The following is a 23614-nucleotide window of genomic DNA, read 5'->3' as shown; positions in this document are numbered from 1 at the left end:
CGCCGGCCCGGTCGTCACGGTGTCAACTCGGCCCGGAAGAAAGCCAGTTCCTGGGCCATCACCCTCTCCCTGACACCTCCGGGAGTCATGTGGGTGACTCCCGGCAGCGCGAGCAGCCGGTGCGGGCGACCCGCGTCCGTCAGGGCCCGGGACAGGCGCAGCGTGTGGGACGGGTGGACGTTGTCGTCGGCCAGTCCGGTGATCAGCAGCAGCGGACGCCTGAGCCCCGGCGCGTCCGCGATCAGCGAGTCGCGCTCGTACGCCTCGGGGTGCTCTTGGGGCAGCCCCAGGTAGCGCTCGGTGTACGCCGTGTCGTAGTGCCGGAAGTCGGTGGGGGCGGCCCCGGCGGCGGCCGCGTGGAAGACGTCCGGGCGGCGCAGCACCGCGAGGGCGGAGAGGTAGCCGCCGAAGGACCAGCCGCGGATCCCGACCCGGGTCAGGTCGAGGTCGCGGTGGCGTGCGCCGAGGGCCCGCAGCGCCGCGACCTGGTCGTCCAGGACGACCCGGGAGAACCCGCCGTGCACGGCGTGGGTGTGGGCGGGCGAGACGTACGCGGTACCCCTGTTGTCGATGGTCACCACCGCGAAGCCCTGGTCGGCCCACCACTGCCGGTGCTGCCAGCGCCGCGGCTCCGCGCTGACGTCCTGCATGCAGGGGCCGCCGTAGCCGTCCACGAGCACGGGCAGTCGGGTGCCGGGCACATGGCCGCGCGGCAGGACCAGCGCGGTGGGGACGCCGTGCTCGGTGACCCGTTCCAGCCGCGGGACCACCCGGTGGGGCAGCGGCGCGGACAGGTCGCCCGGGGTGAACTCCCGCCCGTCCGCGGTGCGCAGGGTACGCCGGATCCCGTCGGCGTCGGCGGTGGTGAGCAGCAGGGCGCCGGCGGACGCCTGGACGGAGTGCACCCCGGGGCCGTCCGCGACCGCGGTCGCCTCGCCCGTCGCGGGATCGAGCAGCAACACCCGCTGTTCGGCGGGGTCCTGCCCGCCGGCCTCGATCAGCAGCCGGTCCCGGTGGACCCCGGCCACCCGGCGGACCTGGAGCGTGTCGCCGGTGAGGAGCCTGCCGTCGACGGCGAGCGCGCGGGCGCCCCCGCCGGGGGTGTCGGCGGCGGTCAGCATCCGCCCGTCGGGCAGCCGGTCGGGCGTGCCGGGCAGCATCGGGTCCACCCACCGGGGGTGCGTGGTGCGGGACAGCTCGCGGGTACGGCCGGTCACCGGGTCCGCGCCGAGCAGCAGGACCTCGCGCTGGAGCCGGTCCTGGACGGTCAGCAGGATCTCCTCGGGCGACGCCCAGTCGGCGTCCGAGACGTAGGGGTACGCGGCGGCGTCCCAGTCGAGCCGGACGCGCCCGCCGTCCGGCCGGAGGACCCACAGCGCGACGTCCGCGTTGGGGCCGCCGGCCTCGGGGTACGCGAAGTCCTCGGGCGGCCGTTCCGGGTGCTCCGGGTCCGTGAACCAGCGCCTCGGGAGCGCGGACTCGTCGACCCGGGCGGCGAGCAGGGTGACCCCGTCGGGCGACCACCAGTGCCCCCGGGACCGGCCGAGTTCCTCGGCGGCGGCGAACTCGGCCACTCCCCAGCGGGCACCGTCGTCGGGGCTGACCCGGCCGCCGGGGGTGACGTACAGGGCGTCCCCGGTGACGTACGCGGTCCGGGAGGCGTCCGCGGCGGGGCGCGGGTCCCAGGCGGGACCGGCCGCGGGGAGTTCCCGAGGGCCGCCGGGCTCCCCGTACCCGACCTCGTACAGCCGCCCGTACAGGGCGAAGACCGCGCGCAGGCCGTCCCCGGAGAGCGCGAAGGAGCCGATGCCGGCGGCGACGAGCCGGGTGCGTTCGCGCAGCCGACGCTCGGCGAGGGGGAGCCCGCCCGATCCCGCGGAACCCTCGGGGGACAGGACGCGCGGGTCGGCCAGGAGGGTCTCGGCGCCGGTGGTCGTGTCGAGGACCCACAGGCCGTCGACGGGGTCGGTGGGACCCGTCGAGCGGAGGAACCACAGGAGCCGTCCGCCGTCCCCGAAGGAGAACGCGCGGGGGGCGCCGCGGGTGTACCGGGCGGTGGCCGCGGAGAGTTCGAGGAACGGATCGAGGGCGGGGAGAGGATCATCCATGGCCGTAGTGTGACATGTGAAATATCACCACCACTAGGCCGTTCGAGTGGTGACCCCCGGCACCCGGGCTTAGCGTCGAACAGTGGACCCGAACCAACAGCCCGGCGGCGCCGGGACCGACGGCAGGCTCCGAAGCGGGGGGCACACGCTCGCGCTGCTCGTGATCGCCTCGTGTCAGCTCATGGTCGTTCTCGACATCACCATCGTGAACATCGCGCTGCCGCACATCCAGACCGCCCTCGGCTTCTCCACCGAGAGCCTCTCCTGGGTCGTCAACGCCTACACGCTGACCTTCGGCGGCCTGCTGCTCCTCGGCGGACGAGCCGGCGACATCCTCGGACGCCGACGCGTGTTCATGTTCGGCGTGCTGCTCTTCGGCCTCGCCTCGCTGTTGGGCGGATTCGCGCAGAACGCCGGGCAGTTGATGGGCGCCCGGGCCCTCCAGGGCGTCGGCGCGGCCATCGCCTCCCCGACCGCCCTGGCACTGATCACCAGCACCTTCCGCGAAGGCCCCGAACGCAACAGGGCCTTCGGCGTGTTCGCCGGCGTCTCGGCCGGCGGCGGCGCCATCGGCCTGCTGGCCGGCGGCATCCTCGTCGAATGGCTCAACTGGCGCTGGGTGCTCTTCGTCAATGTTCCGATCGCCCTGATCATCGCCGTGGTGACGCCCCGGGTCATCCGCGAGTCCGAACGCCACTCCGGCCACTTCGACCTGGCCGGCGCCCTGCTGTCGACCTTCGGCATGGTCGCGCTGGTCTACGGGTTCATCAGCGCGTCCCAGGAGGGCTGGTCCGATCCGGTGACCCTGGGCTCCTTCGGTGCGGCCGTCGTCCTGTTGACCCTGTTCATCGCCAACGAACGGCGCTCGCCCCAGCCGATCACCCCGCTGCACATGTTCGCCGACCGCAACCGGGCCGGAACCTACGCGATCATGCTCTTCTTCGCCTGCGCGATCTTCGGCATGTTCTTCTTCCTGACGCTCTTCGTGCAGAACGTGCTGGGCTTCAGCCCCCTGCGGGCCGGCCTCGCCTTCCTGCCGGTCAGCGCGATGATCGCGGTGATGGCGGGGGTCACCTCCCAACTCCTGCCCAGGTACGGGCCGAAGCCGTTCATGGTCACCGGCTCGCTGTCCGCGGCCGGCGGGCTGGCGTGGCTGACGCAGATCGACGTCGGCTCGACGTACCTGGGCAGCATCCTGGGCCCGATGCTCCTGTTCAGCGCCGGCATGGGCATGCAGTTCGTCTCCCTGACACTGATGGCGCTCTCCAACGTCCCCAACCGGGAGTCGGGCGCCGCCTCCGGACTGCTGAACGCCATGCAGCAGGTGGGCGGTTCGCTGGGCCTGTCGATCCTGGTCACGGTCTTCGGGACGGCCAGCCGCAACGAGGCCAAGGACCAGGTGGGCTCCTTCCTCGGCACGGCCACCCCGGAACAGAAGGCGTTCTTCGCCCGGACGAAGCAGTTCCCGAAACCCTGGAGCGACCAGGTCCTCACCTCGGGCGTGAGCGCGGCGTTCGTGGCCGCGGCGGCCTTCACCCTGCTCACCGCGCTGATCGCGCTCTTCGTCATCCAGGTCCGCCCCTCGGACCTGGAGCGACTCCAGGGCAAACACACCCCGACGGCCGTCTGAGCGCCGCCGCGCCCCTGGTCGAACCCGCTATCCGGCCACCCTGCGGATCCGGCAGCGCATGGGTCCCCGCGTCCGCAGCGTGATCCCGGCGCTCACCGACACCTCCTCGTCCACAGCCTCGAAGCGGAACTCCCGCAGGACCATCGCCAGCGCGAGCACCGATTCCAGCATCGAGAAGTGCTGCCCGATGCAGGCGCGCGGGCCGCCGCCGAAGGGGAACCAGGCGTAGCGCGGCCGGGCGGCCTCCGCCTCCGCGGTGAAGCGCTCGGGGTCGAAGCGGTCCGGGTCGGGCCAGTAGGCGGGGTGCCGGTGCGTCACCCACGGCGCGAGGATCACGTCGGCGCCCGCCGGCACCGCATGGCCCGCCACCTCGGTGGCGGCGACGGCCCGGCGGCCGATCACCGGCGCGGCGGGGTAGAGCCGCATGGCCTCCTTGAGCACCCGGGTGAGGTACGGGAGCCGGTCCAGGTCGGCGGCCTCCGGCGTACGGTCGCCGAGCACGCGGGAGATCTCCTCGCGGGCCCGCGCCTGCAGATCGGGGTGGAGGGCCAGCAGGTGCAGGGCGAAGGCGAGGGAGGTGGCGGTCGTCTCGTGCCCCGCGAGCAGGAAGATCAGTACCTGGTCACGGAGTTCGCCGGCGTCGAAGGACCCGTCGTCCGAACTCTGCGCCGCGGCGAGCAGGGTCAGCAGGTCCTCCCCCTCCCCGCTCCCGTCCCCCTCCAGGCCCGCGCGCCGACGCTCCGCGATGATCCGGTCGCAGACCCCGTACAGCTCGTCCATCGCGGCGGCGGCCCTCCGGTTGCCCGGAGTGGGCCAGCCGCGCGGGATGTTGGCGGGGGAGTAGCCGCGCCGCAGCACGTACTCCGTGATGATCGGGAAGCTCCTGTCGACCACGTCGACGGTGGCGTCCACGTCCGCGCCGAACAGGATCCGGGCCACCGCGCGCAGGGCCAGGTGCGTCATTTCGTCGCAGACGTCCACGATCCCGTCGGCGGCCTCCTCCCAGGAGGTCAGCGTCGAGAGGGTCTCGGCGGCGACCGCGTGCGCGTAGCCGTCCACCCGGCGCCGGGTGAACAGCGGCTGGACCAGCCGGCGCTGTCGCAGGTAGTCCTCGTCCTGACTGGTCAGCAGGCCGTTGCCGAAGGATTCCCGGACCTCCTGGTAGAAGGAGTTGTCCTTGCGGAAGTTGGCCGATTCCGATGCCAGGACCTGCTGGGCGCCCTCCGCGGAGAAGACGCAGTACAGCTCGGCGCGCAGCCCGGGAGGACCGGCGGTGATCCGTACGACGTCGCCCTGTTCGCGGTGGGCGCGCAGGTAGGTGCCCAGCGAGTCCGCCTTGAGGGCCGGCAGCGACCCCACCAGCGGGAGCCCGGAGAGCACCGGAGGCGCCGTTCCCGCACCCGCGTCCGCACCGGTGTCCGCGATCCTGTCCGTAGCCATGGTCGGCCCCCGCCCCCTCGACGACTTCACGATCACCCGATTCTGCCGGGCCCCGGCCGTCACGGCGAGGGCCCGCACGTCATCAGGCCAGGGCGCGGCGGAGCCCCCGTTCCTCCACCGACGGAGGAACGGGGGCCCCGGACCGCTTGTGCCCGGCCCGCCGGACGGAACGGGTTAAATGTCGCGGAAGATCTCGATCTGGGCGCCGACGGAGTTGAGGCGCTCGGCCAGTTCCTCGTACCCGCGGTTGATGACGTAGACGTTGCGCAGCACCGAGGTGCCCTCGGCGGCCATCATCGCCAGCAGGACGACCACCGCCGGACGCAGGGCCGGCGGGCACATCATCTCCGCCGCCCGCCAGCGGGTGGGCCCCTCCACCAGGACGCGGTGCGGGTCCAGCAGCTGGAGGCGGCCGCCGAGGCGGTTGAGGTCGGTGAGGTAGATCGCCCGGTTGTCGTACACCCAGTCGTGGATCAGGGTCTGGCCCTGCGCGACGGCGGCGATGGCCGCGAAGAAGGGGACGTTGTCGATGTTCAGCCCGGGGAACGGCATCGGGTGGATCTTGTCGATCGGGGCTTCGAGCTTCGACGGGCGGACCGTCAGGTCCACCAGGCGGGTTCGGCCGTTGTCGGCGGTGTACTCGGCGGAGCGGTCGTGGTCCAGGCCCATCTCCTCCAGGACCGCGAGCTCGATCTCCATGAACTCGATCGGGACCCGGCGGATGGTCAGCTCCGACTCCGTGACCACGGCGGCGGCCAGCAGGCTCATCGCCTCGACCGGGTCCTCGGAGGGGGAGTAGTCCACGTCCACGTCGATGTTCGGGACGCCGTGGACGGTGAGGGTGGTGGTGCCGACGCCCTCGACCTTGACGCCGAGCGCCTCCAGGAAGAAGCACAGGTCCTGGACCATGTAGTTGGAGGAGGCGTTGCGGATGACGCTGACGCCGTCGTGGCGCGCGGCGGCCAGCAGCGCGTTCTCGGTGACCGTGTCCCCGCGCTCGGTCAGCACGATCGGGCGGTCGGGGGAGACCCCGGCCTCGACCTGCGCGTGGTAGATGCCCTCGGTCGCGGTGATGTCCAGGCCGAACCGGCGCAGGGCGATCATGTGCGGCTCGATGGTGCGGGTGCCGAGGTCGCAGCCGCCGGCGTAGGGCAGCTTGAAGTGGTCCATCCGGTGCAGCAGCGGGCCCAGGAACATGATGATGCTCCGGGTCCGGCGGGCCGCGTCCGCGTCCATGGCGTCCATGTCGAGGCGGGCCGGCGGGACGATCTCCAGGTCCACGCCGTCGTTGATCCAGCGGGTGCGCACGCCGATGGAGTTCAGGACCTCCAGGAGGCGGTAGACCTCCTCGATGCGGGCCACGCGCCGCAGCACGGTACGACCCTTGTTGAGCAGCGTGGCGCACAACAGCGCGACACACGCGTTCTTGCTCGTCTTGACGTCGATGGCGCCGGACAGTCGCCGTCCGCCGACGACCCGCAGGTGCATCGGTCCCGCGTAGCCCAGAGAGACGATCTCACTGTCCAGAGCTTCACCGATTCGGGCGATCATCTCAAGGCTGATGTTTTGATTGCCGCGTTCGATCCGATTCACGGCGCTCTGGCTGGTGCCGAGAGCATCGGCAAGTTGACTCTGTGTCCAGCCACGGTGTTGCCGGGCGTCACGGATGAGCTTGCCGATGCGTACGAGGTAGTCGTCTGCCATGGGTGCACGGTATCTCAGATATGAGATGGTGATCGCGTCGGGTGCGGCAGACGGGTGTTACCGACCGTCAGATCGCGGCCCTGCGTGGGGATGCGCGTGGTGCGCGTGGTGTCCGACGATCGAACCGGGAGGCCGTGTGGGCCGCCCCCGCCCCGTCGCGGACGAGGGTGCCGTGTGTTCCCCCTGCGCCATATAGGGGAGTTGTTCCTTTTCGAGTAGTCTGCGCCGGCCCGGCGCGGACGGCCACCCGGCCCCCGACCCCCTCGCGCCCGCCGAAGGCAGGGGTCGGGATCGGGGCCCGGGCCGGCGTCGTCAGTGCCCGCAGGCGTGGTGCCGGCCGCCGTGCACCGCCGCGTACGAGGCCGGGCGCGGCGCGGTCCGCGCACGCGAGGCCCGCGCCGCGGACGCCCGGCCCGCCGAGGAGTCCGCGTCGTGCACGACACGCCCCCCGACCAGTGTCATCCGTACGCCCGTTCCGCTGATGTCGGCCACCGGGCAGCGGGTCACGTCCCGGTCCAGCAGCACCAGGTCCGCCGCCCTGCCCGCTTCGACCGTGCCCGTCAGGGCCTCCTGGCGCAGTTGCCACGCCGTCCCCGAGGTGTGCATCCGCAGGACCGTCTCCCGCCCGAGGCCCTCCAGCTTCCGGTACAGCTCGCCCGCGCCGTGGGCGCCCTGCCGGTCGATCGCCGTCCGCAGCTGGTTCCACACCTGGAGCGCGTCCACGGGCCAGTCGGAGCCGCCCGTCAGACGGGCCCCCGCCTTCTCCAGGCTGCGCGCCGGGTACATCCACCGGTGCCGCTCCGGCCCGATGTACGGCAACAGGGCCTCCATCGTCCAGGTGTCCTTCGCGGCCCACTGGAGCTGCATGCAGGCGGCCACGCCGAGCCGCGCGAAGCGCCGCAGGTCCGCCGGGTCGACGAGCTGGAGGTGCGCGATGGCGTTCCGCGGGTCGCGCCGCCCGGTCGCCCGCAGGGCGTACTCGTACCCGTCCAACGCGGTGCGCACCGCCCGGTCCCCGAGGCCGTGGGCGTGCATCTGCCATCCGGCCGAGTTGAAGGCCGCGGTCAGCCGGCCGTACTCGGCCGCGGAGGTGTACAGCTCGCCCCGGTTCGTCGTCGGCCGGCCGTTGCCGTCCAGGTACGGCTTCAACAGCGCGGCCGTCTGCGCCGGGTGCTCGATGACCCCGTCCAGGAACACCTTGACCATCCCGAACCGCAGGCCCGGCACGCCCTCGAACTCCCGGCGCAGCCCGCGCGCGTACGCCAGGGCCGCCGCGGGATCCTTCGTGTGCCCCACCTCCAGACGGATGGCCGGCACGATGCGCTGCGGCAGCCGCCCCGCCGCGGACAGGGCCCGGTACAGCTCCAGCTCGTGCCGCCCGACCAGGGCGTCCATCATCGTCGTCACCCCCGAGGCCGCCGCCAGCCCCAGCACCTCGGCGCAGGCCGCGACGAGTTCCGCGCGGGAGGGCTCCGGCACGTGCCGCTTCACCAGCACCTGGGCGTCGTCCTTGAGCACGCCCGTCGGCTGTCCGTCGGGCCCCTTGACGATCCTGCCGCCCACCGGGTCGGGGGTGGCCGCCGTGATCCCCGCGATGTCCAGGGCCCGCTGGTTGGCCCACAGGTTGTGCCCGTCGCCGCCGACCAGCGCGATCGGCCGGCGGGTGGGCAGGGCGTCCAGCAGCGAGTGGTGCGGGGCGGTGCCGACGGGCAGCAGTCCGACCGGGTTCCAGTCCTCCACGACCAGCCAGCCGTCGGGCTCCGCGCCCGGCCCGGTGGTGTCGGCCAGGAAGCCGCGCAGGATCTCGGAGAGTTCGGCCACGGTGGTCTCGGCGCCCTCCAGCGAGGGTCGCAGCGACCGTTCCCCGGCGCCCAGCGGATGGGTGTGGCCGTCGTGGATGCCGCTCATCACGGTGTTCCCGCGGGCGTCGACGACCTCGGTGTCCCGGCCCGCGTGCCGCCGCACCACCGAAGCGTCGCCGGTGGCCAGGATCCGGCCGTCCCGTCCGACGGCCACCGCCTCCACCGGCCGCCCGCCGGGCAGTCCGGTGAACACCCGGGCGTTGTGGAACACCAGGGCCGCCGAGCCGCGCCGGCCGGTCGGCGCGGCGGCCGTGGCCGTGGCCGAGGCCGGGCCGGCCCCGAGCAGGCCCGCGGCGCCGGCGGCCCCCACGGCGGAGAGGAGTCCCCGGCGGGACAGCGGTGAAGAGGTCATGGCCACTCCCAGAGTCGGTAGGTGGCCTGGAGACTCGATGGTTAACCCCTTAACCGGAACCCGACCCGGACAACGGAATCCGCAGCCGAGGCCCGTACCCGGCGCCCGGACTCGGCATCCGTGCCCGGCATCCGTGCCAGGCGCCGGAGGGCCCGGCGCCCGCACCCGGCGCCCGCACCCGGCGCCCCCGCCTGGCGTCCGAGACGACTCCCGTGCCCGGCACCCGTACCTGTACCCGCCGCGCCCCGCTCCGTACGATGACCGCGTGCCAGGCCCCGGACCGACCCTCGCCGACATCGCGCGCGCCGCGGAGGTCTCCACCGCGACCGTCTCCCACGCGCTCGGCGGCACCGGCCGGCTCGGCGAGGGCACCCGCCGCCGGGTCCGCGAGGTCGCGGCCGCCCTCGGCTACGGCACCCGGCGCGGGCCGCTCACCCGCAGCCTCGGCATCGCCGTCACCACGTACGCCGGCTCGCCCTGGGACTTCGCCGGGGTCGCCTACTTCTCCCGGCTGCTCACCGCCGCCACCTCGGCCGCGCACACCCGCGGCTACGCCTTGACCACCCTGCCCGCCGCCCGGGGCGGCGATCCCCTCTGGCACACCCTCGCCGTCGACGGGATGCTGCTGCTGGACAGCCCGGCCGGGGACCCGGTGCTCCGGGCCCTGCGGGCGCGCGGGCTGCCGGTGGTCTTCGACGGCCGGCCCGCCGACCCGTGGCCCGGGGACGCGTGGGTGGACAACGACCACGTCGCCACCACCCGCGAGGTTCTGGACCACCTCGCGGCCTCCGGGGCCCGCCGGATCGCCCTGCACGCCGGGTACGGCCGGGAGTTCTACACCGGGGCCGTCACCGCGGCCTACGCCGATTGGTGCGCCGAGCGGGGCGCCCCCGAGCTGGTCGTCGCCTTCGACCCCGAGGACGCGCCGGGCCACGCCTTCGACGCCGCGTTCGCGGCGCGCGAGCGGCCGGACGCGGTCTACACGGTGTACGACCCGGGCGGCAGACAGGTGCTCGCGGCGGCCGCGCGTCACGGCCTGCGGACGCCCGGCGACCTGCTGCTGGTCTGCGCGAGCGAGGATCCGGCGTACGGGGAGAAAGGACTCTCCGTGACCACCGTCACGCTGAATCCCGAGCGGATCGCCGCATGCGCAGTGTCCTTGCTGGTCAAGTTGGTGGAATCCGGGCATGCGGAATCCCCCGGCCAACTGACCGTTCCGGCGGGCATGCGGGTGCGCGCCTCGTCCCTTCCCCCGGACATGTACTAGAGTTATCTCGACATCGAGATATCTGCCAAAGGCGTACCGCAGCCGCCGCCGCTGGTAAGGGTTACCTAACTTAGCCTTACCTCAGCGGATTGGCCAAGGGGCGTGGCGGCAGGATTGCGGAAATACGCGCGAATTCATGCATGAAGGAGACTGTCGTGTCGGCGAACAGCTTCGACGCCCGCAGCACGCTGCAGGTGGGCGACGAGTCGTACGAGATCTTCAAGCTGGACAAGGTCGAGGGCTCCGCCCGCCTTCCCTACAGCCTGAAGGTCCTGCTGGAGAACCTGCTCCGTACCGAGGACGGCGCGAACATCACCGCCGACCACATCCGGTCGCTCGGCAACTGGGACTCGCAGGCCCAGCCCAGCGAGGAGATCCAGTTCACGCCGGCCCGCGTGATCATGCAGGACTTCACCGGTGTGCCGTGTGTCGTCGACCTCGCCACCATGCGCGAGGCCGTCAAGGCCCTCGGCGGCGACCCGGCGAAGATCAACCCGCTCTCGCCCGCCGAGATGGTCATCGACCACTCGGTCATCGCCGACAAGTTCGGCACGAAGGAAGCCTTCGCGCAGAACGTCGAGCTGGAGTACGGCCGCAACAAGGAGCGCTACCAGTTCCTGCGCTGGGGCCAGACCGCCTTCGACGACTTCAAGGTCGTCCCCCCGGGCACCGGCATCGTCCACCAGGTCAACATCGAGCACCTGGCCCGCACGGTCATGGTTCGCAATGGCCAGGCGTACCCCGACACCCTCGTCGGCACCGACTCGCACACCACCATGGTCAACGGCCTGGGCGTGCTGGGCTGGGGCGTCGGCGGCATCGAGGCCGAGGCCGCGATGCTCGGCCAGCCGGTCTCCATGCTGATCCCGCGCGTGGTCGGCTTCAAGCTGACCGGCGAGCTGCCGGCCGGCACCACCGCCACCGACCTGGTCCTCACGATCACCGAGATGCTGCGCAAGCACGGCGTCGTCGGCAAGTTCGTCGAGTTCTACGGCGAGGGCGTCGCCGCCACCTCGCTCGCCAACCGCGCCACCATCGGCAACATGTCGCCGGAGTTCGGCTCCACCGCCGCGATCTTCCCGATCGACGACGAGACGCTGAAGTACCTGCGCCTGACCGGCCGTGACGCCCAGCAGGTCGCCCTCGTCGAGGCGTACGCCAAGGCCCAGGGCCTGTGGCTGGACCCGGCCGCCGAGCCGGACTTCTCCGAGAAGCTGGAGCTCGACCTCTCCACGGTCGTCCCCTCCATCGCCGGCCCGAAGCGCCCGCAGGACCGCATCGTCCTCGCGAACGCCGCCGAGCAGTTCGCGGTCGACGTGCGCAACTACGTCAGCGACGACGAGGAGGCCGGCAAGGAGTCCTTCCCGGCGTCCGACGCCCCGGCGTCCTCCAACGGTGTGCCCACCAAGCCCACCCCGGTGACCCTGGCCGACGGCACCTCCTTCGAGATCGACCACGGCGCCGTCACGGTCGCCGCGATCACCTCGTGCACCAACACCTCGAACCCCTACGTCATGGTCGCCGCGGCGCTCGTGGCCAAGAAGGCGTCCGAGAAGGGCCTGACCCGCAAGCCGTGGGTCAAGACCACCCTGGCCCCGGGCTCGAAGGTCGTCACCGACTACTTCGACAAGGCCGGCCTGACCCCGTACCTCGACAAGATGGGCTTCAACCTCGTCGGGTACGGCTGCACCACCTGCATCGGCAACTCCGGTCCCCTGGACGAGGAGATCTCGAAGGCGATCAACGAGGCCGACCTCGCGGTCACCTCGGTGCTCTCGGGCAACCGCAACTTCGAGGGTCGCATCAACCCCGACGTCAAGATGAACTACCTGGCCTCCCCGCCGCTGGTCGTCGCGTACGCCATCGCGGGCTCCATGAAGGTGGACATCACCCAGGACGCGCTGGGCACCGACACCGACGGCAAGCCGGTCTTCCTGGCCGACATCTGGCCGTCGGAGGCCGAGGTCAACGACGTCGTGGCGAATGCCATCGGCGAGGACATGTTCAGCAAGTCCTACCAGGACGTCTTCGCGGGCGACGCCCAGTGGCAGGCGCTGGAGATCCCGACCGGCAACACGTTCGAGTGGGACCCCCAGTCCACCTACGTCCGCAAGCCTCCTTACTTCGAGGGCATGACGATGGAGACCACCCCGGTCTCGGACATCGCCGGCGCCCGCGTCCTGGCCAAGCTGGGCGACTCGGTCACCACCGACCACATCTCCCCGGCCGGTGCCATCAAGGCCGACACCCCGGCCGGCAAGTACCTCACGGAGCACGGCGTCGAGCGCCGCGACTTCAACTCGTACGGTTCCCGCCGAGGCAACCACGAGGTCATGATCCGCGGCACGTTCGCGAACATTCGCCTGCGCAACCAGATCGCCGCGGGCACCGAGGGCGGCTTCACCCGCGACTTCACCGTCGACGGGGCGCCGGTCGCCTTCATCTACGACGCCTCGCAGAACTACCAGGCCGCCGGCATCCCGCTGGTCATCCTGGCGGGCAAGGAGTACGGCTCCGGCTCGTCCCGCGACTGGGCGGCCAAGGGCACCGCGCTGCTCGGCGTCAAGGCCGTCATCGCCGAGTCCTACGAGCGCATCCACCGCTCGAACCTGATCGGCATGGGCGTCCTGCCCCTGCAGTTCCCCGAGGGTGCCACGGCCGCCTCGCTGGGCCTCACCGGCGAGGAGACCTTCGCCTTCACCGGTGTGGAGGAGCTGAACAACGGCACCACCCCGCGCACCGTCAAGGTGACCACCGACACCGGTGTGGAGTTCGACGCGGTGGTCCGCATCGACACGCCGGGCGAGGCGGATTACTACCGCAACGGCGGCATCATGCAGTACGTGCTCCGGAACCTCATCCGAGGCTGATAGCGCGCCAGGCGGAGCGATCCGCCGGCAGTCGGCACCATAGGGCCGTACCCCCGTCAAGGGGGTGCGGCCCTTCCGCTTGTCCGGGCGGTCGGGTATCGGCCAGGCAGGTGACGGTGAGGTCTCAACTCGGAAAAGCCGGGGCAGATACTTGTGCACGATCTTGCTCACCCGAGCGGAAGTGGACTATACCTGTGCCCGTCCGGACCACCGCGAAACGAGCGGCCCCGGACCGGGGGACGGCGGGGACCTGCGGCGATGTCCGCATGCACGGCTACCGCTTGCGGCTGCCGTTTTCCCTTCCTCCTTCACACTCCTGACGAAGGCGAGGACTTGAGCATGGGATCCACCTCCGCCCACGGCGAGAACAGCACCGGTGACGGCCTCGGCCGCCGGGACCTGATCAAGCGCTCCGCGGCACTCGGCCTGATCGCCGTACCGACGATGAGCTTCCTGTCCGCCTGCGCCTCCGGCGGTGAGGAGGCTCCCGAGGGCGGCGCTCCCAAGGGCGCGGTCACCAAGGAGAACCCCTTCGGCGTGGCCAAGGGCAGCAAGATGGACGTCGTCGTCTTCAAGGGCGGATTCGGTGACGACTACGCGAAGGCCTGGGAAGCGGCCTTCGACAAGAAGTGGGGCACCACCAGCACCCACCTCGGCACCCAGGAGATCACCGCCAAGCTCCAGCCGCGCTTCAACGGCGGCAACCCGCCGGACGTCGTCGACGACTCCGGCGCCCAGCAGATCAAGATCGACGTCCTCGCCAAGGGCGGTCAGCTCGCCGACCTCACCCAGGTGCTCGACTCGCCCTCGCTCGACGACCCGAGCAAGAAGGTGCGCGACGTCCTCATCGCCGGCACCGTCGAACAGGGCACCCAGGGCGGCAAGTTCGTCGCCCTCAACTACGTCTACACCGTGTTCGGCCTCTGGTACTCCGGCAAGCTCTTCAAGGAGAAGGGCTGGAGCGAGCCCAAGACCTGGGACGAGTTCCTCGCGGTCTGCACCAAGGCCAAGGAGGCCGGTATCGGCGGCCTCGCCCACCAGGGCAAGTTCCCGTACTACATCAACGTCGTCATCATGGACCTGATCGCCAAGAAGGGCGGCCTGGACGCCATGAAGGCGATCGACAACCTCGAACCGAACGCCTTCGAGGGCAACCCGGCCGCCCTCGCCGCGGTCGAGGCGGTGTACGAGGTGGTGGAGAAGGGCCTCCTGATGCCGGGCACCAACGGCCTCACCCACACGGAGTCCCAGACGGCCTGGAACCAGTACAAGGCCGCCTTCATCCCCTCCGGCTCCTGGCTGGAGAACGAGCAGCTCAAGCAGACCCCCGAGGACTTCGACATGAAGTTCCTCCCGGTCCCGGTGCTCGCGGACAGCAAGCTGCCCTTCGAGGCGATCCGCGCCGGCGCCGGCGAGCCGTTCATCGTCCCGGAGAAGGCCGCGAACAAGGCCGGCGGCCTGGAGTTCCTCCGCTCGATGCTGTCCCGCGAGTGGTCCACCCTCTTCGCCCAGCAGGCCAACTCCCTCACCGTCGTCAAGGACGGCGTGGACCCGAACGTGAAGCTGCGCCCGGGCACCCAGTCGGCCGTCGGCGCCCTCAAGGGAGCCGGCACCAACACGTTCAACTACCTGTACCCCGACTGGTACAGCGAGATGGACGCCGAGATCCAGAACGCCTCCAACGAGCTGATGGCCAAGCGCATCCAGCCCAAGGAATGGATCAAGCGGGCCCAGGCCGCGGTCGACAAGGCCGCCAAGACCCCGAACGCCAAGAACAACAAGCGCAGCTGACACCGCGTCCACCGGTCACCCGGCACCTCCAGGGACGGACACCATGAGCCAAGTAGCCCAGAGCAGAGGAAGGCTCGGTTTCATCACCGGCTTCCTCGTCCTGCCTCTCGCGCTGTATCTGACCTTTGTCATCTGGCCGTACATCCAGACGTTCGGCTACTCCTTCACCGACTGGTCGGGCCAGTCGCCGACGTTCCGGTTCGTCGGCGTCGAGAACTACACGGCCCTGATGAAGGACGAGGTCTTCCGAGGCGCCCTGTGGCACAACCTGCTGCTCCTGGTGTTCGTCCCGACGATCACCATCCTGCTGTCCCTGTTCTTCGCCTTCATGCTGAACGCGGGCGGCCGCGGCGGGGCCGGCGGCGTCAAGGGCGTACGCGGGTCGGCCTTCTACAAGGTGGTCTACTTCTTCCCGCAGGTCCTCTCCCTCGCCATCCTCGCGGTGCTCTTCGGCGCCGTGTACCGAAGCGACGAGGGCGGCCTCCTCAACGGCTTCCTCACCAAGATCGGCATCGTCGACGCGGCCCACCCCGTCGAGTGGCTCAACGAACCCGACCTGGTGCTCTGGTGCCTGCTGATGGTGGTCGTCTGGCACGGCGTCGGCTTCTACCTGGTGCTCTTCTCCGCGGCCATGCAGTCCGTGCCGAAGGACATCTACGAGGCCGCGCTGCTCGACGGCGCGGGACGCGCCCAGACCTTCTTCAAGGTCACCCTGCCCCTGCTGTGGGACTCTGTGCAGACCTCCGCGGTCTACCTGGGCATCGCCGCCATGGACATGTTCGTCCTCGTGTCGACCATGACCTCGGGCCAGTTCGGCGGCGGACCCGACCATCACAGCGAGGTCATGGCCACGGTGCTGATGCGCAACTTCCTCTACTTCGGCAAGAGCGGATACGCCTGCGCCATGGGCGTGGTCATGCTGATCCTGACCATGATCCTTTCTCTCATCACGCTGCGCGCCACCCGCCGCGAGCGCATCGAGTTCTGAGCGGGAGACACGATGACCACAGTGACCAAGACCGCCGGCACGACCGAGGCCGAGCGGTCCGGCGGAGGCCGACGCGTCAAGAAGGACGGCGGGAGCCCCCCGTCCGAGGGCGTGGCGCTCAATGTCTTCTCGCACGGCTTCCTGGCCGTCTGGGCGGTGCTGATCGTCCTGCCGCTGGCCTGGCTGATGCTCGGCTCCTTCAAGACCGACTCCCAGATCGGCGGCTCGGCACTCAGTTGGCCCTCGAACTGGCACCTCGACGCCTTCTCCCGCGCCTGGGACAAGGGCATCGGCGACTACTTCGCCCACACGATGATCGTGATGGTGTTCTCGGTCCCGCTGACCATGCTGCTCGGCTCGATGGCGGCGTACGTACTGGCCCGCTACCCCTTCCGGGGGAACCGGATCATCTACTACTTCTTCGTGTCCGGGGCGATGTTCCCCGTGTTCCTGGCACTGGTACCGCTGTTCTTCATGGTCAAGCGCCTGGACATGCTGAACACGTACCAGGGCCTGATCATGGTCTACGTCGCCTACTCGATGCCCTTCACCGTCTTCTTCATGTACTCGTTCTTCCGCACGCTGCCCACGGCGGTGCACGAGGCGGCGGTCATCGACGGGGCCTCCGACACGCGGATCTTCTTCCAGGTGATGCTGCCGATGGCCAAGCCCGGCCTGATCAGCGTCGGGATATTCAATGTCCTGGGCCAGTGGAACCAGTACATCCTGCCCTCGGTGCTCATGCAGCCCCAGAGCGGATCGGACCCCGAGCGCTACATGCTCACCCAGGGCCTGATCCAACTCCAGTACCAGATGGGCTACGAGACGGACCTGCCGGTGCTGTTCGCCGGCGTGACCATCGCGATGATCCCGATGCTGGTGGTCTACCTGTCCTTCCAGCGGCAGATCCAGGCCGGCCTGACCTCCGCCACCCTCAAGTAGCGGGGTCCGGGACCACCGACCAGCCGGCCGCCGAGACCGAGGGGTCGAGCGAGAGGGTGCTGACCGCGTCCTCCAACGCCCGACCCCCCTCGCCCTCGGCGGTCAGCAGCGCGGACACCGTCACCCGACCCGGCACCGGGCCGTCCTGGCTGCGGATCGAGCGCAGCTGGTAGCCCGGCCGGGCCAGGGCGTCGACCACGCGGCGGCGGATGTGGGCCTCTTCCTCCTCCAGGCACACGGCCTCGAAGTGGAAGTCGGTGGCCACCTCCGCCCCACCGCGCGGCTCCCGGTCCAGGCGCCGGCCCAGCGGGCGCAGCAGGAGGTTGGCCCCCACCACGCCCACCGTGCCGAAGGCGGCCAGGACGAACATCCCGGTCCCGGCCAGGCAGCCCACCGCCGCCGAACACCACAGGGTGGCGGCCGTGTTCAAGCCCCGAACGCTCAGCCCGTCGCGCATGATCACGCCGGCGCCGAGGAAGCCGATCCCCGACACGATCTGGGCCGCGACCCGCGAGCCGTCGTACTGCACCTCGGAGACGGTGCCCATGAACCCGTACTGCGAGAGCAGCACGAACAGCGCCGCCCCGCCCGCCACGAGGGCGTTGGTCCGCAGGCCCGCCATCCGGGCCCGCCACTGACGTTCCAGGCCGATCGCCGCCCCGAATCCGAGCGCGGCGGCCAGGTGCCCGGCCATCTCCCATTCGTCGAGCGCCATGCGCCCTCCCCTCCCTCGGTGGTGCGGATTCCCGCGGTCGTGTCGAACCCCGGGGGCGTGTCGAACCCCGTGATCGGGTCGATCAGAGCCAGGTGCCGAAGCGGCGGATGTACCAGGTCTTCACGACCTGGGTGAGCGTGCAGTACGCGAGGAGTACGCCGATCAGCCAGGGGAAGTACCCGGCCGGCAGGGCCACGAAGCCCAGCGAGCCGGCCAGCGGGGAGAAGGGCAGCCAGAGCCCGGTCAGCACCGCGAGGACGGTCATCACCATCACCGGCCACGAGGCGCGGGACTGGATGAAGGGGATCTTCCGGGTACGGATCATGTGGACGATCAGGGTCTGCGACAGCAGCCCCTCGATGAACCAGCCGGACTGGAAGAGCGCCTGCCCGGCCTCGCTGTTCGCGCCGAAGACGTGCCACATGATCAGGAACATCGAGATGTCGAAGATCGAGCTGACGGGGCCGATGGTCACCATGAAGCGGCCGATGCCCTTGGCGTCCCAGTTGCGGGGCTTGCGCAGGTACTCCTCGTCCATCCGGTCCCACGGGGTCGCCAGCTGCGAGATGTCGTAGACCAGGTTCTGTACCAGCAGCATGATCGCGAGCATCGGCTGGAACGGGATGAACGCGCTCGCGACCAGCACCGAGAAGACGTTGCCGAAGTTCGAGGACGCGGTCATCTTGATGTACTTGATCGTGTTGCCGAAGGTGGTCCGGCCCTGGATCACACCCTGCTCCAGGACGGTCAGGTCCTTCTCCAGCAGGATGATGTCCGCCGACTCCTTCGCGATGTCGACGGCGGTGTCCACCGAGATGCCGACGTCGGCGTCGCGCAGCGCGGCGGCGTCGTTGATGCCGTCCCCGAGGAAGCCGACGGTGTGACCGTCCGCCTGCAGGGCCCGTACGATCCGGGCCTTCTGGACCGGGTTGACCTTCGCGAAGACCGTCGTACGGGCGGCTGTCGCGCGCAGGCCGGCGTCGTCCAGGGTGTCGATCTCGGTACCGAGCACCACGCGCCCGACATCGAGGCCGACGTCCGCGCAGACCCGCGCCGCGACCAGGTTGTTGTCCCCGGTGACCACCTTGACCTCGATGCCCTTGTCGGCGAGGGCCCGCAGGGCCCGGGCCGCGTCGGCCTTCGGGGGGTCGAGGAAGGCGAGGAAGCCGACCAGGGTCAGCCCGTCCTCGTCGGCGACCGTGTAGGTGTCGCGCGGGCCCGCGAACGTACGGGTGGCGACGGCCAGGACGCGCAGGCCCCGACGGTTGTTGTCCTCGGCGATCCGGGTGACGCGGCCGCGCAGCGCCTCGGTCAGCTCGACCCGCTCGCCGCGGTCCGTCATGTGGGTGCACAGGGACAGGACTTCCTCGACCGCGCCCTTGGTGACCATGACGTGCTCGGCGCGGGCGCCGCCCACGATGCCGTTGCGGTTCAGCACGACGGACATCCGGCGCCTGGCGAAGTCGAAGGGGATCTCGTCGACCATCGAGAACCGTGCGTCGACGACAACCTCCTCGGCCTCGTCGACGCGGTCGATGACCGCCCGGTCCATGAGGTTCCTCAGACCCGTCTGGAAGTGCGCGTTGAGGTAGCCGTACTCCAGGACCTCGTCGTCCTCGTCGCCGTGCACGTCGAGGTAGCGGTCCAGGACGATCCGGTCCTCGGTGAGGGTGCCGGTCTTGTCCGTGCACAGCACGTCCATCGCGCCCAGGTTCTGGATCGCGTTGAGCCGCTTGACGACCACCTTGCGCCGGGACATGGCGACCGCGCCGCGCGCCAGGTTGGCGGAGACGACCATCGGCAGCATCTCGGGGGTCAGGCCCACCGCGACGGCGATGCCGAAGAGGAACGCCTCGTCCCAGTCGCCCTTGGTGAAGCCGTTGATCATGAAGACCACGGGGACCATGACCAGCATGAAGCGGATCAGCAGGAAGCTGACCTTGCGCACCCCGGTGTCGAAGTTGGTCTGCGGGCGTTCGCCGACGAGGGAGCCGGCCATCGAACCGAACCAGGTGTCGGCGCCGGTGGCGACGACGACCCCGGTGGCGGTGCCGGAGGTGACCGAGGTGCCCATCAGGACCAGGTTGTCGGCCTCGACGGGGTCGCGCGTCAGCGTCTGACCGGGGTCGTCCGCGCGGGTGTCGGCCTTGGCCACCGGCAACGACTCGCCGGACAGGGCGGCCTGGGAGACCATCAGGTCCTTGGAGGTGACGAGCCGCAGGTCGGCCGGGATGAGGTCGCCGGCGGCCAGCCTGACCAGGTCGCCCGGGACCACCTGGTCCATGGGCACCTCGAAGGTGGTCGGGGCCGAGCCCCCGCCGGCGCGGCGCTGCACCGCGCAGGTGGTGGTGACGAGCTTCTTCAGCGCGTCGGCGGCCCGGCCGGAACGGAACTCCTGCCAGAACCGCAGCAGTCCGCTGATGCCGATCATCACGGAGAGGATGACGACGCCCGGGTCGGCCGGGTCCTGCCAGTACATGATCCCGGCCAGGAAGAGGAGGACGGCGATGAAGGGGTTGGCGTACGCCTTCGCCAACTGCGCGTACCAGCGCGGGGCGCGCTCCCGGGCGACCACGTTGGGGCCGTGTCGCTCCAGGCGCAGGGAGACCTCGTCGTGGGTGAGGCCGTGGCGGCCGGCGGACAGGTCCCGCAGGACCTGGTCGCCGGGGCGGGCGCTGAGGTCGGCGAGCCGTTCGCCGACGAGACGGGTGCGCGCCTCCAACTCGGCGCTCTTGCGTTCGCGGCGGGCCCGGCCCGGCGGTGCGAGCTTCGTCGGGGTGCGCGGGGTGAGCATGGTCATGGCAATTACCTCCCTCCACGGTGTCCGGGCAGCGCGAAGCCGCGCGGTCACGTGGAGTGATCACAGGTCGGTGTGGGGCGGCGCGAAGCGGCCGCGGGCACACCGATGGGCATGGATGACGCACATCCGTCGAGGGATCCGGGGATCCGGGACGTGCGGAGGGAAAGGGGCGGCGGGCCGAAGGGTCCGCCGGACACGCGGAGGCGGCGCGGGGGCCGCGGTCGTGTGTGCGCGAGGAAGTGGATCAGTCGACGGACTGATCAGCCGGCGAGGGCGCGGCAAGGACTTCGATCGGGACTCATCCCGAACACCTCCTTGCGTAGCGCCGTCACGTGAGGCGCCCGGTCCGGCCGGAAAGGCCGCAGAGGATCGGCGCCTCAGCGACCGTAGCACGATGTTGAGGGGGTTCTTTCATACTTATGACCGGTAGTGGCCGTTTCGTGCTGCGTCAGCCTCTTGACGTGTGGAGGGCCAAAGGCTCGACTTAAGGTTCACAAGTTGGAGAGACGCCGGTGTCTCGGAGCACACAGCCGCGACTGCCGGCCGGGGGGCGACGGCTCGCCGTCGCTACAGGGCAGGAGTGGATGAGTCGTGCAGACTCCCGGATCGCAGTCCTCGCTGCATCGCGCGAATCTTGAACGGGTCGTGCGGGCGGTGCGCCTCGCGGGTTCGCTGACCCAGGCGGAGATCGCCCGTACCACCGGACTGTCGGCGGCCACGGTTTCCAACATCGTCCGCGAGCTCAAGGAGGCCGGGACCGTCGAGGTCACCGACACCTCGGCCGGTGGCCGGCGGGCGCGCAGCGTCTCGCTCAGCGGCGACGCGGGCATCGTGATCGGCGTGGACTTCGGCCACACCCACCTGCGGGTGGCCGTCGGGAACCTCGCGCACCAGGTGCTGGCCGAGGAGTCCGAGCCCTTGGACGTGGACGCGTCCTGGGTGGAGGGCTTCGACCGGGCGGAGGCGCTGGTCGGGCGGCTCGTCGAGGGCATCGGGGTGAGCCGGGACAAGGTCATCGGGGTCGGGCTCGGCGTGCCCGGCCCGATCGACGTCGAGTCCGGAACCCTGGGCTCCACCGCGATCCTGCCGGGCTGGGCGGGCATCAACCCCCGCCAGGAACTCTCGCAGCGGCTGGGCGTACCCGTGTACGTGGACAACGACGCGAACCTCGGAGCCCTCGGGGAACTGGTCTGGGGGAGCGGACGCGGGGTCAAGGACCTCGCGTACATCAAGGTCGCGAGCGGCGTCGGCGCGGGCCTGGTGATCAACGGTCAGATCTACCGGGGCCCCGGCGGCACGGCCGGCGAGATCGGGCACATCACCCTCGACGAGTCGGGCCCGGTCTGCCGCTGTGGCAACCGGGGTTGCCTGGAGACCTTCGCCGCGGCCCGATACGTGCTGCCCCTCCTCCAGGGCACCCACGGCCCGGAGCTGACGATGGAGCGGGTGGTGGAGCTGGCCCGCGAGGGCGACCCGGGCTGCCGTCGGGTCATCACCGACGTCGGCCGGCACATCGGCAGCGGCGTGGCGAGCCTGTGCAACCTCCTGAACCCGAGCCGGGTGGTCCTCGGCGGCTCCCTCGCGGACGCCGGTGAACTGGTGCTGGCCCCCATCCGTGAATCAGTGGGGAGGTACGCGATCCCCAGCGCGGCCCGGCAGTTGTCGGTCCTGACGGGGTCGCTGGGCGGACGTGCGGAGGTGCTGGGGGCGCTGGCCCTCGTCCTCAGCGAGATGGGCGATTCGACGCTTTTGGCCGAGAACGGCGTGGGCCTGCGAACGCTCACCACCATGTCTTCAGTTAGATAACGGATGGCACCGTTGTCATCTCGTTAAGGATTCACTCCTTGACGGCAAAACGCGGCCGGGGTTGACTCACATCCACCTCGGCCGCAGTGTTGCGGCCTCGTCAGGGAGGTTCAAGTAATGAACACTCGTATGCGTAGAGCCGCCGTAGCCGTCGCCGCCGGCGCCATGGCCGTATCGCTTGCCGCTTGTGGCAGTGCGAAGGAGGCCGGCGACAAGCCGAAGGACTCGGGCGCCGCCAAGGGTGACGCGATAAAGATCGGTCTGCTCCTCCCGGAGAACCAGACCGCGCGCTACGAGAAGTTCGACAAGCCGCTGATCGAGAAGAAGGTCGCCGACCTCACGGGCGGCAAGGCCGAGGTCGTCTACGCGAACGCCAAGCAGGACGCGACCACGCAGAACTCGCAGGTCGACACGATGATCACCAACAAGGTGAACGTCCTGATCATCGACGCCGTGGACGCCAAGGCCATCGCCGGTTCCGTCAAGCGGGCCAAGGACGCCGGCATCCCGGTCGTGGCCTACGACCGCCTCGCCGAGGGCCCGATCGACGCCTACACCTCCTTCGACAACGAAGAGGTCGGCAAGGTCCAGGGCAAGGCGCTCCTGGAGGCGCTGGGCGACAAGGCCAAGGACGGCCAGATCGTCATGATGAACGGCTCCGTCACCGACCCGAACGCCGCCCTGTTCAAGAAGGGCGCGCACTCCGTCCTCGACGGCAAGGTGAACGTCGGCAAGGAGTACGACACCAAGGAGTGGAAGCCGGAGAACGCCAACACCAACATGGCGGGCGCGCTCTCCGCGATCGGCAAGGACAAGGTCATCGGCGTCTACTCCGCCAATGACGGCATGGCCGGCGGCATCATCACCGCCCTCAAGGCGGCCGGCCTGTCCCCCCTGCCCCCGGTCACCGGTCAGGACGCCGAACTCGCCGGTGTGCAGCGCATCGTCGCCGGTGAGCAGTTCATGAGCGTGTACAAGCCGTACGCCCCGGAGGCCGCCGCCGCGGCCGAGATGGCCGTCGCCCTCGCCAAGGGCGAGAAGATCGACGGAATCATCAACCAGAAGGTCGACAGCCCGACCACCAAGGGCGTCCCGTCCGTGCTGATCCCGGTCGTCTCGCTCACCAAGAACAACATCAAGGACACCGTCATCAAGGACGGCGTCTACACGGCCGACGAGATCTGCACCGACAAGTACGCGGCCAACTGCACCACCCTCGGCCTGAAGTAAGGCCCCGTCGCTCCGCTCTTCGAGTCTTCGAGGCGAGCCGACCCCCACGCCTGTCCGGCGCCCCGCCCTTCTCTTCCCCGCCACCGCGGGGCGCCGGGCAGAAACGTTT

General features: G+C 70.4%; 14 protein-coding genes. 8 read left to right on the top strand and 6 right to left on the bottom strand.

The window, feature by feature from the left end; genetic code table 11:
* Positions 1–14 precede the first annotated feature (14 nt).
* Complete coding sequence (locus OG906_RS09335) at positions 15–2108, bottom strand: S9 family peptidase (RefSeq protein WP_329441676.1); 2094 nt, start codon at positions 2106–2108, stop codon at positions 15–17.
* Positions 2109–2289: 181 nt separating this feature from the next.
* Here OG906_RS09335 and OG906_RS09330 point away from each other — a divergent pair, with 181 nt between their 5' ends.
* Positions 2290–3738: an MFS transporter gene (locus OG906_RS09330; protein ID WP_385642084.1), complete on the top strand. Its 1449-nt coding sequence runs from the start codon at positions 2290–2292 to the stop codon at positions 3736–3738.
* Between the two features lie 27 nt (positions 3739–3765).
* Here the strand turns inward: OG906_RS09330 and OG906_RS09325 are convergent, their stop codons facing one another.
* The 3 genes from OG906_RS09325 to OG906_RS09315 all read right to left on the bottom strand — a co-directional run bounded on the left by OG906_RS09325 (position 3766) and on the right by OG906_RS09315 (position 9096).
* Positions 3766–5178, bottom strand: a complete 1413-nt coding sequence (locus tag OG906_RS09325; RefSeq protein ID WP_329441674.1) for a cytochrome P450 — start codon at positions 5176–5178, stop codon at positions 3766–3768.
* A 174-nt stretch (positions 5179–5352) separates the two neighbouring features.
* A complete protein-coding gene (locus OG906_RS09320; protein ID WP_053684679.1) occupies positions 5353–6882 on the bottom strand; it encodes a helix-turn-helix domain-containing protein in 1530 nt (509 codons plus the stop codon).
* A gap of 312 nt (positions 6883–7194) precedes the next feature.
* Positions 7195–9096: an amidohydrolase gene (locus tag OG906_RS09315; protein WP_329441672.1), complete on the bottom strand. Its 1902-nt coding sequence runs from the start codon at positions 9094–9096 to the stop codon at positions 7195–7197.
* A gap of 265 nt (positions 9097–9361) precedes the next feature.
* On the opposite strand from OG906_RS09315, the gene OG906_RS09310 reads away from it, so the two are divergent.
* The 5 genes from OG906_RS09310 (at position 9362) to OG906_RS09290 (ending at position 16954) form a co-directional block, all read left to right on the top strand.
* Positions 9362–10363 (top strand): LacI family DNA-binding transcriptional regulator, encoded by a 1002-nt coding sequence (locus OG906_RS09310; protein ID WP_329441670.1) that lies wholly within the window; start codon positions 9362–9364, stop codon positions 10361–10363.
* Between the two features lie 155 nt (positions 10364–10518).
* Positions 10519–13233, top strand: a complete 2715-nt coding sequence (gene acnA / locus OG906_RS09305; RefSeq protein ID WP_329441668.1) for an aconitate hydratase AcnA — start codon at positions 10519–10521, stop codon at positions 13231–13233.
* A gap of 339 nt (positions 13234–13572) precedes the next feature.
* The gene (gene ngcE / locus OG906_RS09300; RefSeq protein WP_329441666.1) at positions 13573–15024 is read left to right on the top strand and encodes an N-acetylglucosamine/diacetylchitobiose ABC transporter substrate-binding protein; all 1452 of its coding nucleotides are present in this window, start codon (positions 13573–13575) and stop codon (positions 15022–15024) included.
* Positions 15025–15067: 43 nt separating this feature from the next.
* A complete protein-coding gene (locus OG906_RS09295; protein WP_329441664.1) occupies positions 15068–16012 on the top strand; it encodes a carbohydrate ABC transporter permease in 945 nt (314 codons plus the stop codon).
* A gap of 12 nt (positions 16013–16024) precedes the next feature.
* Positions 16025–16954: a carbohydrate ABC transporter permease gene (locus OG906_RS09290; protein ID WP_329441662.1), complete on the top strand. Its 930-nt coding sequence runs from the start codon at positions 16025–16027 to the stop codon at positions 16952–16954.
* On the opposite strand, the gene OG906_RS09285 is transcribed toward OG906_RS09290, so the two are convergent.
* Together OG906_RS09285 and mgtA are read right to left on the bottom strand one after the other, a co-directional pair.
* Positions 16947–17669, bottom strand: a complete 723-nt coding sequence (locus OG906_RS09285) for an MgtC/SapB family protein (protein WP_267796846.1) — start codon at positions 17667–17669, stop codon at positions 16947–16949. The genes OG906_RS09290 and OG906_RS09285 overlap by 8 nt on opposite strands.
* Before the next feature lie 82 nt (positions 17670–17751).
* On the bottom strand, positions 17752–20469 hold the full coding sequence (gene mgtA, locus OG906_RS09280; protein WP_329441659.1) for a magnesium-translocating P-type ATPase: 2718 nt from the start codon (positions 20467–20469) through the stop codon (positions 17752–17754).
* A gap of 591 nt (positions 20470–21060) precedes the next feature.
* Here mgtA and OG906_RS09275 point away from each other — a divergent pair.
* Together OG906_RS09275 and OG906_RS09270 are read left to right on the top strand one after the other, a co-directional pair.
* Positions 21061–22275: an ROK family transcriptional regulator gene (locus tag OG906_RS09275; protein WP_267796848.1), complete on the top strand. Its 1215-nt coding sequence runs from the start codon at positions 21061–21063 to the stop codon at positions 22273–22275.
* 117 nt (positions 22276–22392) lie between these two features.
* Positions 22393–23505, top strand: coding sequence for a sugar ABC transporter substrate-binding protein (locus OG906_RS09270; protein WP_267796849.1), 1113 nt, complete (start codon positions 22393–22395; stop codon positions 23503–23505).
* Positions 23506–23614: the final 109 nt, after the last annotated feature.

Source organism: Streptomyces sp. NBC_01426 (assembly GCF_036231985.1).
Lineage (GTDB): Bacteria > Actinomycetota > Actinomycetes > Streptomycetales > Streptomycetaceae > Streptomyces.
This window is presented reverse-complemented; position numbering and strand designations above follow the sequence as displayed.